This window comes from Streptomyces sp. NPDC030995 (genome assembly GCF_055571215.1).
This window is the reverse complement of the sequence record NZ_JBVIFS010000068.1, coordinates 1-12,648: the sequence shown is the minus strand read 5'-3', so window position 1 is coordinate 12,648 and position 12,648 is coordinate 1. Positions and strand designations below refer to the sequence as shown.

At 69.9% G+C, this 12,648-nt stretch carries 15 protein-coding genes; 8 read left to right on the top strand and 7 right to left on the bottom strand.

Features of this window, described 5'->3' with window-relative positions; all coding sequences use genetic code 11:
- Window positions 1-342 precede the first annotated feature (342 nt).
- The 3 genes from ACZ45T_RS38745 (at window position 343) to ACZ45T_RS38735 (ending at window position 1,552) form a co-directional block, all read left to right on the top strand.
- Window positions 343-591: a hypothetical protein gene (locus ACZ45T_RS38745; protein ID WP_468449122.1), complete on the top strand. Its 249-nt coding sequence runs from the start codon at window positions 343-345 to the stop codon at window positions 589-591.
- A 422-nt stretch (window positions 592-1,013) separates the two neighbouring features.
- Window positions 1,014-1,361, top strand: coding sequence for a hypothetical protein (locus ACZ45T_RS38740; protein ID WP_468449120.1), 348 nt, complete (start codon window positions 1,014-1,016; stop codon window positions 1,359-1,361).
- A complete protein-coding gene (locus ACZ45T_RS38735) occupies window positions 1,358-1,552 on the top strand; it encodes a hypothetical protein (protein WP_468449118.1) in 195 nt (64 codons plus the stop codon). The genes ACZ45T_RS38740 and ACZ45T_RS38735 overlap by 4 nt, the downstream gene beginning before the upstream one ends.
- 493 nt (window positions 1,553-2,045) lie before the next feature.
- Here the strand turns inward: ACZ45T_RS38735 and ACZ45T_RS38730 are convergent, their stop codons facing one another.
- The 4 genes from ACZ45T_RS38730 to ACZ45T_RS38715 all read right to left on the bottom strand — a co-directional run bounded on the left by ACZ45T_RS38730 (window position 2,046) and on the right by ACZ45T_RS38715 (window position 5,982).
- On the bottom strand, window positions 2,046-2,912 hold the full coding sequence (locus ACZ45T_RS38730) for an SDR family oxidoreductase (RefSeq protein WP_468449116.1): 867 nt from the start codon (window positions 2,910-2,912) through the stop codon (window positions 2,046-2,048).
- A gap of 867 nt (window positions 2,913-3,779) precedes the next feature.
- Complete coding sequence (locus ACZ45T_RS38725; RefSeq protein WP_468449114.1) at window positions 3,780-4,115, bottom strand: hypothetical protein; 336 nt, start codon at window positions 4,113-4,115, stop codon at window positions 3,780-3,782.
- Window positions 4,116-4,314: 199 nt separating this feature from the next.
- Complete coding sequence (locus ACZ45T_RS38720) at window positions 4,315-4,818, bottom strand: hypothetical protein (RefSeq protein ID WP_468449112.1); 504 nt, start codon at window positions 4,816-4,818, stop codon at window positions 4,315-4,317.
- A gap of 408 nt (window positions 4,819-5,226) precedes the next feature.
- Window positions 5,227-5,982 carry an AfsR/SARP family transcriptional regulator gene (locus tag ACZ45T_RS38715; RefSeq protein ID WP_468449110.1) on the bottom strand — a complete coding sequence of 252 codons (756 nt, stop codon included), beginning with the start codon at window positions 5,980-5,982 and terminating at the stop codon, window positions 5,227-5,229.
- A 537-nt stretch (window positions 5,983-6,519) separates the two neighbouring features.
- On the opposite strand from ACZ45T_RS38715, the gene ACZ45T_RS38710 reads away from it, so the two are divergent.
- Together ACZ45T_RS38710 and ACZ45T_RS38705 are read left to right on the top strand one after the other, a co-directional pair.
- A complete protein-coding gene (locus ACZ45T_RS38710) occupies window positions 6,520-7,260 on the top strand; it encodes an ATP-dependent DNA ligase (RefSeq protein WP_468449124.1) in 741 nt (246 codons plus the stop codon).
- Window positions 7,261-7,272: 12 nt separating this feature from the next.
- Window positions 7,273-7,551, top strand: coding sequence for a hypothetical protein (locus ACZ45T_RS38705; protein ID WP_468449108.1), 279 nt, complete (start codon window positions 7,273-7,275; stop codon window positions 7,549-7,551).
- A 499-nt stretch (window positions 7,552-8,050) separates the two neighbouring features.
- On the opposite strand, the gene ACZ45T_RS38700 is transcribed toward ACZ45T_RS38705, so the two are convergent.
- The 3 genes from ACZ45T_RS38700 to ACZ45T_RS38690 all read right to left on the bottom strand — a co-directional run bounded on the left by ACZ45T_RS38700 (window position 8,051) and on the right by ACZ45T_RS38690 (window position 10,321).
- The gene (locus tag ACZ45T_RS38700) at window positions 8,051-8,278 is read right to left on the bottom strand and encodes a hypothetical protein (RefSeq protein WP_468449106.1); all 228 of its coding nucleotides are present in this window, start codon (window positions 8,276-8,278) and stop codon (window positions 8,051-8,053) included.
- A gap of 238 nt (window positions 8,279-8,516) precedes the next feature.
- Window positions 8,517-9,398, bottom strand: coding sequence for a TIGR03620 family F420-dependent LLM class oxidoreductase (locus ACZ45T_RS38695; RefSeq protein WP_468449104.1), 882 nt, complete (start codon window positions 9,396-9,398; stop codon window positions 8,517-8,519).
- Window positions 9,395-10,321 carry an NmrA/HSCARG family protein gene (locus tag ACZ45T_RS38690; RefSeq protein ID WP_468449102.1) on the bottom strand — a complete coding sequence of 309 codons (927 nt, stop codon included), beginning with the start codon at window positions 10,319-10,321 and terminating at the stop codon, window positions 9,395-9,397. Before ACZ45T_RS38690 ends, ACZ45T_RS38695 begins: the two co-directional genes overlap by 4 nt.
- Before the next feature lie 118 nt (window positions 10,322-10,439).
- On the opposite strand from ACZ45T_RS38690, the gene ACZ45T_RS38685 reads away from it, so the two are divergent.
- From ACZ45T_RS38685 to ACZ45T_RS38675, 3 genes are all read left to right on the top strand, one after another.
- Window positions 10,440-11,018 carry a TetR/AcrR family transcriptional regulator gene (locus ACZ45T_RS38685; protein ID WP_468449100.1) on the top strand — a complete coding sequence of 193 codons (579 nt, stop codon included), beginning with the start codon at window positions 10,440-10,442 and terminating at the stop codon, window positions 11,016-11,018.
- Window positions 11,019-11,304: 286 nt separating this feature from the next.
- A complete protein-coding gene (locus tag ACZ45T_RS38680; protein ID WP_468449098.1) occupies window positions 11,305-11,916 on the top strand; it encodes a hypothetical protein in 612 nt (203 codons plus the stop codon).
- Window positions 11,917-11,935: 19 nt separating this feature from the next.
- A complete protein-coding gene (locus tag ACZ45T_RS38675) occupies window positions 11,936-12,520 on the top strand; it encodes a transposase (RefSeq protein WP_468449096.1) in 585 nt (194 codons plus the stop codon).
- Window positions 12,521-12,648 lie beyond the last annotated feature (128 nt).

The window sequence follows — 12,648 nt, the reverse complement described above, 5'->3', positions numbered from 1 at the left end:
CGCACACCAGCCGAGTTCGAACAACAACTGAGCACGACACGTACGCTGTCACTCGTCGCATGAAACCCGGTGTCCACTCCCCGGGATCAACCTCATACTACGACGTGGGCAGTGGTGCGGACATGCCGTCCTCGACGGCCTGGCACGCCTACGACGGCCGGTACGGGCGGCCCCGGGCCGCGGTCCTGCGGGGCGCGTGTTCGTGCGGCTGGCGCGCCGCGGCCGAGTATCCGCTGGACTGGACGGTGCTCGACGGCCAGCGGCCCTTGTACGAGGCGGATGTGGACCTGTCCGGGCCGGTCGCCGATTACGGCGCATCTGACGGTGGTCAGGGATGCCGCGGTGGCCCTGCCCGAGACGCTCATCGGGCTTCTGGGTGAGCTTGAGGGCCGGCTGGGGAGTCTGGCGGGGGAGGAACCGCTGGTGGCGTTGAAGGCGCTGGCCGCTCTTCAGTACGTCATCGCGGAGGCGGGTGCGGACGCGGCGGGTGAGCTGCTGGCCGACGGGGTCCCGACGGGGACTGTGGCGACCGCGCTCGGCACCAGCGAGGCAGCGGCCCGCCGCTACGTGAACAGCTTCCTCCACCCCTGAACGCGCCCCGCCTCGGGCGGGGACAAGGCCTCGCAGGACCGAACGTGTTGCGGCTCAAAAGCACCCCCGCCCGCGGGCATGATGGGCGCCATGGAACCGAGGATCGGGCTGTACTACCCGTACATGGGTTTCCGCAGCGGCTTCTGGGTGAAGATGGCCGCACTGTACTGGCCGAAGATGGCAAGGATTGTCCCGCCCCAGCACACCATCCAAGACTCTGACACCGTACGGGCTCTCATTGATGAGCTGGACTTCGTGCTCGATCTCGCTCCTGGGAGCACTGCGCTTAACCTGAGCCTCGCCCTTGTCAACCTGATCGAGGATCACCCGCAGCGGATCCGCGACCGGCACTGGATTTCCGGCGACTCCGCTGAGGCCCTCCCCATGTTCGCTAACACCGGACTGATGGACTGGCCTCGGCCATGTCCCCCGCGGACTCTCACTGGGATCATCGCCGCGACGACGACCGGTCCGCGGTCACCAACCTGCTCGGAATCAGCCGCAACCGCATCCCGCCCGCGCTGCGCGAGCTGATGTTCGGCATGGAGCTCGGCACGGACCCGGACGACGAGTTCATCGGCATGCACCCAGAGCTCGCATGGATCTACATGTGCGCGCTGACCGAGCGCCTCGCCGCCGCCAACCACCTGGTCCCGGTCGCCGACTCGACCGCCGCGCACGCCGCAAGCCTCAGCTGGTCGGATGACGGTCTGCGGGCCGCGTTGCTCGGCGACCGGTCTGGTCACCCTCTCCCGCAGACCAGGGCGTGATCGGCGCCCTCGGTATCCGCCTGGCCGCGCCCGCCGACCTCGAAGGTGTCCCGGTGTCGAAGATCATCGCAATCAGGCGGCGGTATGGGGCCGACTTCGACGCCTACCAGGCGGAAATCATGCTGCTGGCAGCCGAGGTGAGCAAGGAACTGGCGGGATCACCAGCCCGGAAGTGCTGGACGCCTACCTGACGGCGGCCGTCGAGCGCAGGCTCGGACGGCCGTTCCGCGAGCTGCGAGCCGGCCACCGGACAGGCGGCATGCCACCAGACCGCGCCCCGGCCGCGGAGGGACTCTGTTCCCCCAACCCCGTCCGGCTCGTGGCGCCGGACGGGGTCAGGGGATCCGGCCTGCGGTCAGTGCTGCTGGATCCACCAGATGGTCGATCCCATCAGGAACGCGCCGAGGGTGGTCGCTGCTCCCCGGACGATGCCGTGTCCGGCTGCCCGGGTCAGGGATCGCAGCGTCGGGGGCCGCCGACGGCGGCGCGCGGGCCTCTCGTGCCGGGTCGACGCCGGCTTCTGGGAGCCCGTAGGCTCGAGGAACGTACGAACGAGTGTGTCGAGCAGGCGTCGGATCTCGTCGTGGCCAGGGCGATGCGTATCAAGCGTCGCCCGTCTGCGCACCAACGCCACGGCGCAGCGCCCCGGCGGGCTCGTGGCGCCTTGCCGGCGCTGAGGAGGTGCTATTCGCCGACCAGCAACGGGGCTGCCCAGCGGGCGAACTCCTCGAAGCCGCGTGGCTCACGGCCCGTCAGTTCCCGTACCGAGCTGGTGGTGGACGCGTTCTCACCGCCGCGCAGCGCCTCGAAGACAGCCACCACCTGCTCCGCGAGCCACTGCGGCAGGCCGGCTTGGGCCATCCCCGCGACCGCCGCGTCGTCCGGGACGTCCACGTACTCGATTGGGCGGCCCAGGGCGCTCGACAGCAGCCGCGCGACCTCGGCGTAGGTGATCGCCTCCGGGCCGGTGAGGACGTGAGTCCGGCCGTCATGCCCGGACGTGACCAGCACCGCGGCAGCGGCGGTGGCGACGTCATGCGGATCGACCATTGCGATTCGCGCGTCACCGGCGGGGAGGAAGAAGCGGCCTGCCTGCCGGATGGTCGTGGCAGAACCGAGGATGTTCGACATCATGTGGCTTGAGCGCAGCACCACCGCCGGGATGCCCGAGCCGCGCAGGTGCTCCTCAATGCGGCCGTGCTGGTCGAAGAAGACCGTCGAGGAACCGGCCCCTGCCCCGATCGTGGACAGCATGACCACCTGCCGAACACCCGCGGCCGCTGCCGCGTCGATCGCGTTCGTCCCGTACTCCACCTGCCTGGGGTCGTTCGCGCAGAGAAGGAACATCCGCTCGACACCGTCGAGTGCCCGCCGGACAGACGCTGGCTCTGCGAAGTCGCCGTGCGCCATCTCGGTCTTGCCGCCGAGAACGGCGGCCGCACGATCCAGGTCACGGACGAAGGCACGGACCGAAATGCCACGCTCACGCAGCTCCGTGGCGACCTTCGAACCGACGTTCCCTGTCGCGCCCGTCACCAGCACCGTCGCCATAATCGCTCACTCCCCGAGGTCGGCCCGCGTCAGCCCAAAGTACCCGAATGGTGACACTGGGTTGCGGAACGGGGCCGCCTGGCACTCATTCATCAATGATGAAGATCACGATCTACAGCTGGAGTACTAGCTGCCGACGGCAGGAGCATCCGGGACGGCGACGGTCTCCGCTGCGAGCCACGATCTCCCAGCCGAACCGGACGCGGTTGAGGCAACGCGGGTGACCATCAAGGCCCGGCAGATCGAATCCGAGGGGGACTGCATCTGGGCTCTGGACCAAATCGCCGAGGCTCTCGCCGCAGATGTGGGCGAGCTTCCAGAGGGCGAGGAATGGACTCCGCCGACAGGCACCAAGTGGGATGACGTCCTGGCTGGCATTGAAGCTTGGACAAGCCTCATGTCCTACGCGGTGCTGAGCACTTACGGACCTCCGAGCCGCATGCGGTTCCCCGGATGGAGTGGCGCCGTAGCTCACCGCCTGGTCGTCATGTGCGGGTGGCTGCGGGCTCCGCCGAGGTGGGCGGCAGGAGGAGCACACGCGCTGGACTACTCAATCGGTTTCACCTTCCCGCTCGGAGTCCAAGGATCGTTGAGCTGGACTCCCTGACATCCCTGGCTCCCGACACCGGGGGTCCTAAGCGTCGCTCCGTCCAGTCCTGCCCATCGCCGTCACCGACAGTCGCGTGCGCAGGCTGAACCGACTATCAGGTGACAAATTCGGCGCCTGACCAGGGAGAACTCCAAAATGCCCCCACCCGCGGGGTGGGGGCTCAGCGGGACGGACACAGTCGGGAGCGTTCAGCCGGTCTGCCGTCCGTACCACCGACTCAAGACACGCGAGGTCTTCGGGGCCTCGGGGATGCCGCGCTAGCCCAGTGATTTGCGAGCCGCTTGAAACCCGGTGTGCACCTGTGCGCCGTCCCAGGGCTTCGGAAGCTTCGCGGGCTTCAGGAAGAGCCTGGCGTTGCTCACCCAGGTGTTGAGGTTCTTTGTCCCCCTGTAGCCCATGACGATTGACCTCGTCTTCTGGTCTGTAGTCAGAAACCCCTTGGTCGCGAATCGGCGCTGGCTCACGAACGGGATCGCAACCTGTCCCATCACGCTCGGGTCAGGTGCGGCATTGGCGGGGGCGGCGAGCCCTCCAAGGACCGTGGCACCCGCAAGAGCAACAGCGGCAAGCGCACGAGTGGTAGTGGTGTTCATGCGCTGCCAACGATCTTGACCCATCCGGGACACGTCCTACCCGCAGACACCCTCTGAACCAGGGAGTTCATCAGCCGAGGTCCGCCATGTCTGCTCAAGTATGTGGATCAATCCGTTACGCACGGGGAAAGGCGCTGGGCCGCCGCGTCCTGAGCCACGGTGCAGCCCTGCGCGGATTTGAGCCGTCCGCCCACCGGGCTCACGCGTGTGTCCACTCCCGCAGGAGGGCCTCGCGCTCGGGCGGTTTCGGTGTGCCACCTCTGTGGTCCCGGCTCCAGGTCGTGAGGGTCCGGGGGTCTGCCGTGCCCTCCCGGAAGCGGGCCAGGAGGCGCTGGGACAAGGCGATCTCCCGGGAGGTGTAGCCCCTGGTCGCCGCCGGCACCCGCACCTCTTCCGCACCGTCCTGCGTCTCCAGGACCAGGAACATCTGTGGCGGTTCCTCTCCGCCGTAGCTGGACCCCAGCGTGACCACCGCTTCCAGCACCGCCGCCAGGAAGCGGCCTCCGCCCCTTGCCTCGTCCTCCACGGGCGCGGCGTCCACGCCCGCGGAGCGCAGGATCGACCACGGCCACGCCCGGATGCCGTCCGGGCCCCGAGCCTGTACCCCTTCGGAGGTGATGCGGACGCAGTGCCCTTCCGCGTCCGGCGGGGAACCTACGTACACCGAGTCCTCGGTGATCCAGAACAGTCCTACCATCGCCACGGCTGACTCCTGATGTGCGTGCCGGTCCGTCTCGAGCTCCTGCGATCGTTTTCCGGCGCCCTGCGGCGCCTGGTTCCAGTAAGCCCCACCCTGCCGAGCGGAGCATGACCCTGCATCTCGGGGCTTGACCGTCCGCGGGACCAGCGCCTTCGTCCGCTGCTGCGCTGGAGCCAGCCCTGCGGCCGGTGGCGGGCACCGACCCGCAAGAGGGTCGGGCGTACAGATCGACCTTGGACTTCGGTAGTACCCGGGCCCCCTGCAGAGCACAACCATGGGCCCGAAGCAAGCACTCAGGCGTTTCCAGAACTCGGCGACGTCACTCTCCCTTGGAACCAGCGGCGGCCCGGTCATGCCTGGGTGCGTGGTGTGGGGTCTGCCGGCCGGCGGGCCCCACACCCACGTCCGGGGTCAGCGCGCAGCAGTAGGCGTCGGGGCCGGGCGGCCGGACAGCACCAGCTGGATGGTGTCCTCGGTGAGGCCTTCAAGGGTGATGTCGTAGGTTCGGGCCATCTGCTGGAGCCGGGCGACGGTACGGCGGATCGCGGCCGGATTGTCGGCCGCCCACTCGATGTTCAGCAGATCCCGGTACAGAACCTCGGAGGTCTCCTCGACCTCAAGGGCGTGCAGCACGGTCCGGCGGGCGGCGTCGAGATCGGGGGAGTCGCCGTCGGTGTGCCAGCGGGCCAGAGGGTGCGCGGTGTCCGTGATGCGGGACAGCATCTCCTGGACGACCGGGTCTGCCCATGGCAGGGCCCGCCCGTCGAACGGCTTGCCGCGCACGAGTGCCATCGCGCTTTCCAGGTCGGCGGTCCCGTCCTGCGGTCCGGCGGCCAGAGCGCGGGAGGCCAGGCGCTTGAAGAGGTCCCAGTCGGAGGTGACGGTGCGGTGGAAGGCGTACCCGCCGCCGGCGGCCGCCTTGGGGCGGGGGAGGAGCGGCTGCCCGTCCTGGGTGAAGCCGATCGCGTTGCGGAGTTCGGACAGGCGGGAGTGCAGGGTGCGGGTGGACCACGGGTTGACCGGGTCCATGGCCCGGCAGAGGTATGCGGCGGTGCGTCCGGGGCGGAGGTGGAGGAGGGCTGCGACGGCGGTGGTGCGGGGGGTGTGGGCATGCGTGGAGCTGGTGCCGCCGGTGATGCGGAGCGGCCCCAGCATGTCGATCCGCACGCCCGTGGTGTTCTCGCCGCCTGGGACCGGCCCGGCTTGCGGGGCCGGAACCGCCCCCGAGGGTGCACCGGTCGTCTGCTGCGGGACCGGGACCGGGACCGGGACCGGGACCGGGCCCGGTTCGGCAGGCTGGCCAGCCGGGTCGTGGCCCGTGTCCCCGTCCTTGGCTGTCCCCTTGGTCTGGCCGATGTCGCCGGAGGGGGGTCGGGGCGGAAGCCGGGGGTGTGGCCGCTGTGGGGGCGATGCCGGCGAGGAGCGCGGGGAAGGGATCGCCGGGGTCCTGGGTGGCTTCGGCCTGGTGACGCGGAGGGTCAACGGTCGTCCGGTGGCCGCCGCCTGTCCCGTGGTCCTCGGCGAAACCCCACGGCCCGGTCGCGGGCTGCGGCTCCTCGACGGAAACCTGGAGGGCGTGGACGTACTCCCGGTACTGCTCGTCGCAGACGCGCTGCAAGGTGACCGGGTGCTCCAGCGGCGCCAGGAGCGCCCTTCGAGCCGGGGCTCGCCCAGGCCGCCGAGTCCGTCCCCGGTCCTGGCGTCCTGGCGGGCGGCCTGGCCCTGGAGCAGAAATTCGATGGCCACCGCGCCATCCTCTTCACCCCTGCCGGCCCCGGTGGCCGGGTGCTGCTCCAGACCCGGCGCGGCTCCCTGGTCCAGGGCCGCTTCCCCGACCTGGTCGCCGCCGCCGAGCAGCTGCCCGACGGCCTGGTCCTCGATGGCGAACTCGTCGTCTGGGACACCGCGGCGGGACGTCTGTCCTTCGAAGCGCTCCAGCGCCGGGCCGCCGCCCGCGGCCGCACCGCCGCCGTGCTGGCCGCGAAGACCCCAGCCTTCTTCATCGCCTTCGACGTCCTCCAGCAAGACGGCACCGAACTCCTCACCCGGCCCTATCACGAGCGTCGACGGATCCTCGAGGACCTCTTCGACACCCACCAGCTGACCGCGCCCTGGACGCTGTGCCCGATGACCACCGACCTCGCCAAGGCGAGGGAGTGGCTGGAGACGTGGACCGACGTCTCCGGGGTGGAGGGGATCCTGGTGAAGGTGGACACAGTGCTGGTCCGCCCGGATGTGGTGGCGGAGGTCAGCGCGGATCGGGCCGTTGACCGGGGCGTTTTTCGTCACCCGCTGCGCTTCAAGCGCTTGCGCTTGGACGTGAGTGTGGAAGACGTTCCGCGGTTGGGGGCGGACCGGCCACGGCTGCTGGCTAAGCACCCCGCCGGGGTCGCGCGATACCCGGTGGCGCCCTGGGGGAGCTCCCGGGCACGCAAGCCTTGGTGACGTTCCTTGGGCGTGATCGTTTCCCAGCGTATGAAGCCCGTGCCGCGCATCCTCACCGTCGCCCTGTTGGCCGCCGTCTCGCTTACCGTCGCTGTCCCGGCCTTCGCCGACGGCCCCACCAATGGTCTTGGTGACATCACCGCCGACAAGGTGCCAGAAGCGGCCCTGGCCGGAGCCGCTGGGCAGGCCAAGCCCAATGTCCCGTTCGGGGTCGCCAAGTTCGCCCAGGATCGCGCAGGGGAGGCCTTCGCCAAGGCGCAGGGCAAGGCGGGCGCGGTAATCAACTCATAGCGCGGCCGCCGACCCGTCCACGCAGGGCTGCCGCAAGCGGTTTTGTGGGGGCAGCCACGGGGCCAGGCCCTTGTGTCAGAGCCGAAAAGGACCTTGCGGTCCGCCGCCTGAGAGACCCCTCTGACGAACCCCAGCGCGGGCCGCCACCACTCGGTGGCGGCCCGCGCTGTCGTGTGTCTGGGGCCGGCTACAGTCCGATGGCACAGAACATCCTCACCCGCTCGCTGCGCCGTCCGTAGTCCTTGTCTGTTCCCATCCAATCGAGGCGTTTGCTCAGCGAACCCAGTCGTTTTGGCTTTGTATCAGCGAACCGAGTCGCGCGGGCGATCGCACTGGGGGCCGGGCCACCCTCTACCGGCTCTATGACAAGTTGGCGACCGGCCCGGAGCAGAGCCACCACAAGGCCGCCCGCTGTAGGCGCGGGCCACGCGGCGGGCGGCCTGCGGGCTTCGACCGCTACGACACGGAAATGGGAGTCGTGGGCTGAAAGGCCCGCCGGTCAGGCGACCTTCCGGCGCTGGGGCGCCTTCCGCGTCTTCACCCCGCCGACGATGAGCGCCAGCCCCACGACGACGATGCCGAGGTAAGCGGTGGACGGAAGGTCGACGACCTTGTGCATCCAGCCCCACTCCGTGCCGAAGAGGGCCTGCGAAGCGAAGCTGACAAGCCCCTGGGCTCCTACGACGTAGCCGATGCTTTCGACGGTGTATCCGATGGTTGTTCGCACGGATCAATTCTCTCGTGGCGGTGCCGCAAGATCGTCCTCCGCAGGGCCGACAACACAGTAGGCCAAAGGATGCAGTCTCTTGGAGAGCACCGGCACAGCACCCCGCTGCGGCAGAGGAGTCGCCCCGGACATCCTGCGGCTTCCCCGCGTGGGCGGCACGGACACAAGCCCTGGACCGGCAGGCGGTGGTGACGTGGCTCCTCACCCATTGGCAGGCGGGCGGCGGCCAGCAGCCCGGTCAGGCGGGGAGGTGCAGGGCGAGTTGTTCCCACTGCCGTGCGGGCGGGGAGTCGGGTGTGGTGGTCATGAGGTGGAGGCTGATGTGGTCGGCTCCGGCGTCGAAGTGCTCTTTGACTCGGTGGGCGATGTCCTCGGCACTGCCGTGGGCCACCAGCGCGTCGACCAGCCGGTCGTTGAGCGCCTCAGGGTTCTCGTATCCAAGTCCTCGCAGCAGTTCGCGGCGGTTCGGCAGGGCGGCCGCGGCCGTGGTGCGGGCCAGGTCGGCGGTGTCCGCAGGGTCGTGGCTGAGCACGCACAGCTGGGTGATGGCCAACAGGCCGTCGTCTCCGAGAACAGTTCTGGCGGTGCGGGTGTACTCGATGGGCATGCCCAGCACCGTTGCGCCCCGGGCGCGTTCGGCGGCAAGGGCGAGCATGTCGGGATCCTGGGCGGCGAGTACGCGGTGCGGTGAGGCAGCCGTGTCGGGTGGCCCGAACGGGGCGGTGTCCAGCGCGTCGAGGTAGGAGCGCATGGTGGTCAGAGGCGGGCGGTAGCGGTGGCCGCGGATGTCCTCGGCCAGGCTGGGGTGGCTGTCCCACAGGCCGAGCAGGAACCGGCCGGGGAAGGCCTCCTGAAGGGTGCGCTGCGCGGCGGCGGTCGTGACCGGGTCGCGGGCGTAGATGTCGGTCATGCCGGCGGCCACGGTGATGTGCCGGGTGGCCGCCAGGAGGATCGCGGCCTGTGCCATGGCTTCCCGTCCCGTGATCTCGGGGAACCACAAGGTGCCGTAGCCGAGGTCCTCGATCACGGCGGCGGCCTTACGGACCCCGGGTGCGGAGAGACGGTCGAAGTCTCCCGCCCAGATCCCGATGCGTCCGAGGCCGTGGGTGCGGGCGCTCACGCGTCCTGCCCTGCGGTGCGCGTGGAGTCCAGGAACGCGGCGATCTGGGACGCACCGGTTCGCTCCAGCCAGGTGCCGAAGTCCATCGCGGCGGGGTGGATCTTCCGGGTGGCGGGAATGTCGGCGCGGTAGCCGAGGGTGTTGAGCCACTCGTTGGCGTAGGCGAAGTCTTCGCTCAGGGCCCGGATCGCGTCGAACGGGACCTGAACGTAGGGCATCGGTATGCCGAGCGCCTTCCCGATGGCAGCGGCGATCTGAACCGGCGTGAGTTCGTCCCCCGCCAGGGAGACCTCCCGGCCGATCCACTCCTTCGGCCGGGAGAACGCCAGCGCGGCCACGGCGCCGACATCGTCGACGGCCAAGACCTGCTGCGGGACCTCCGGCGCGAGCCCGGTGGACAGATTCCCGTTCCGCAGCGCGTATCCGCCGGTGAAGTTCTCCATGAAGGACACCGGCCTCAGGATCGTCGCGGGCAGGCCGAGCGCGGCGATGTGCTGCTCGATCCGCCACTTGCTGACCAGGTTCACCGGAAGCTTCTCCTCAAGGTGCCGGTCCGCTTCGGCGACCGACGTGAAGACGAAGTGCCCGATGCCTGCAGCGTGCGCGGCCTCGGCGACGTTCACACCCCAGCGCACCTCGTCCTCGGCGCTGAAGTCCGGCGCGGTGCCGGGCGAGCCGACGGTGGGCTGGACGCTGAACAGGCCACAGGCGCCCTCGGCCGTGGCGGTCAGGGAGCCGACGTCCTCCATCTGCGCCCGCACCACCTGTGCTCCGGCCTGCGCCAGTGCGGTGGCCTGCGCCCCGTTCGGGTCGCGCGTCAGTGCGCGCACCTGCCAGCCGCCGCGGAGCAGGTGATGCGTCACGGCCCTGCCCTGCAGGCCGGTCGCTCCCGCCACCACGACGGTCTTCTGCGTCGGCTTCATGTTCTTCTCCATCGCGTCCATGCGGAAGGGGAGCCACCCCTTAAGTGGGGTGTCCCTCCGTTTCTCGTTCGCTACGATATGGAGGACCACCCCACTTTTCAACCCGTCAGGAGTGCCCGTGCCCAATGACGCCGCCGTCCCGCCCCGCCGGCCGATGCGCGCCGACGCGCGCCGCAACTTGGAGAAGATCGTGGCCGCCGCCGGGGCCCTGATCGCCGAGAACGGCGCCGACGCTTCCCTGGAGGAGGTCGCCCGCCGCGCGGGAGTCGGCTCGGCCACCCTGCACCGCCACTTCCCCTCCCGGCAGGCGCTCCTGGAGGCGGTCTTCAAGGACCGGGTGGAGGCTCTGTGCGCGAAAGCCGGCGATCTGCTCGCCGAACCCGACCCCGGCCAGGCCCTGTCCACCTGGCTTCGCGCCGTCGGCGCACACGCCGTGGCCAACCGGGGACTGGGGGCGTCCCTGATGCGCGACGCAGACCCGGCGCTGGGCGAGAGCTGCCACGACATGATCACCAATGCCGGAGACGCGCTCCTCGCACGCGCCCGAGCGGCAGACGCCGTCCGCCCCGAGATCACCATCACCCAGCTGCTGAAACTCGTCGGCGCGATCGCGCTGGCCACCGAGCAGGACGCCGACGGCCCGGCCGAGGCCGACCTCCTGCTTGCGATCGCCATCGAGGGCGTACGCGCGCGCTGACCCCTGCTTCCGTGGTCCGGCCCGCACTCTGACGGTCCGTAGCCACAAGAATCCTCCTGGGCCGGCTCCCTCCGACCGGCTGCCCACACCGATCGGGCAGGTGACGTCACCGTTCAGCCGCCTCGCCGTGCTGCCTCCACTGGCCCGAGACCCGCGCGTCGGCCCTTCCTGGCTTTCCCGCCCACCCGCGTACGGCGTTCATGGCAGATCAGTGCGCTGAACCGCCGTGGTGACGTACGGTGCTGACGGGCAGTGACAGCTGTGCCACGAGGGGGCGGGGGAGTGAATGGACGGGACGGTCGAAGGGGCAGCGGCGGGCGAGGCGGACGTGGCGCGCCGTAGACGTGTGCGGCGCGGCGCGATCTGGGGCGGGATCGCCGGCGCGGCGTGCGTCGTGCCGATCGCCATTGACGGTACGGAGCGCTGGCCCTGGTGGCTCAACCTGACGATCTGCCTCGTCCTGGGCCTCTTGGGAGCCCTTGGCGGGGCAGTGACCGCGCACCGGGACGGGGTCAAGGCCGAGGTCCGCAGGGACACGCTCGATGCGGGCGAGACGCAACTGAGCCAGTACCGGGTGAAGCTGGTCCCCGACGGCGCTCCGGCGCCACCGCCCTTCAAGGAGAGCGACTACACGTCCTACTCCCTGACGACGACCACCCGCCGGCTCCAGCTGTGGGAGTTCGGCTATCTGCCGCAGTGGAGCCACCCGTGGAGGGAGCTGCGCCTGACCACGGAGGGACACGTCCTGGTCGTCACCGGGCCGCAGGGCCTGCTCGGCCGGTTCGTCCTGGAGAAGATGCTCGTACCGGAGGAACTCGTCCTGACCTCGAGCCGCCTCCGCGCCCGCGCACCCGGCGCGTCGTCATCCCCATCACCACCGGCTTCCCTTACGGACTGAGCTCAACCTGGCCATCCGGATGAACACGCCGGTCGCGCGGGTCGCCGTTTCCCGGTCGCACAGACGGACTGCTCAGCCATCCGCGCCAGGCAGGAATACCGCACGGGTCGAATGGCGCTCCCCGCCAGCTAAGGAGGCGGCGTTGTGGCGTACGCATCATTCCGCTCGGCCTCATGACCGTTTCATGCACGTCCTGTCGGACGCGAACGGACTGCCCCTCGTCGTCGGCCTCTCGGCCGCCAACACCCACGACAGCCAAGCGCTGAAGCCCATGGTGCTCGGTCACCAAACGAGACACGACCCCCACCGCGGCCGCCACTTCAAGCCCCGACGCCTCCATGCCGACAAGGCCTACGACATTCCTGAACTGCGGAAATGGCTCCGCGGCAAGCGGATCGGCGTTGGTGATGACCATCTCCGACGCGGTCCGCCGCGCCGCCCAGAAACGCCTCACCGGCCGGGAGGAGGACGCGGACCGCATCGACAGGGCTGTACCGACGGCTTCGGCTACATCGTCAACCGCCGTATGGCCGTCTCCCTCTGGTTTCCGGCGGGGGAGACGGCCATACGGCGGGTAGTCCGGTGTCCGTCCGGGCCGTGGTAGCCGCCGGGCTTCCGGCCCGCGATGCGACCGTCATCCCCACGAAGGTACCGGCCGCCTCCCCTGTCGTGAGTGGCAAAAGGGGAGGCGGGATACGCCGGTCCGGTTCCTCGACGGGCTCCACCTGGTCC

Coding starts and splice junctions, on each gene's coding strand:
- ACZ45T_RS38740 (WP_468449120.1), top strand. CDS start 1,014: ATGTCCCCCGCGGACTCTCACTGGGATCATCGCCGCGACGACGACCGG.
- ACZ45T_RS38730 (WP_468449116.1), bottom strand. CDS start 2,912: ATGGCGACGGTGCTGGTGACGGGCGCGACAGGGAACGTCGGTTCGAAG.
- ACZ45T_RS38725 (WP_468449114.1), bottom strand. CDS start 4,115: ATGAACACCACTACCACTCGTGCGCTTGCCGCTGTTGCTCTTGCGGGT.
- ACZ45T_RS38690 (WP_468449102.1), bottom strand. CDS start 10,321: ATGAAGCCGACGCAGAAGACCGTCGTGGTGGCGGGAGCGACCGGCCTG.
- ACZ45T_RS38680 (WP_468449098.1), top strand. CDS start 11,305: ATGGACGGGACGGTCGAAGGGGCAGCGGCGGGCGAGGCGGACGTGGCG.
- ACZ45T_RS38675 (WP_468449096.1), top strand. CDS start 11,936: ATGAACACGCCGGTCGCGCGGGTCGCCGTTTCCCGGTCGCACAGACGG.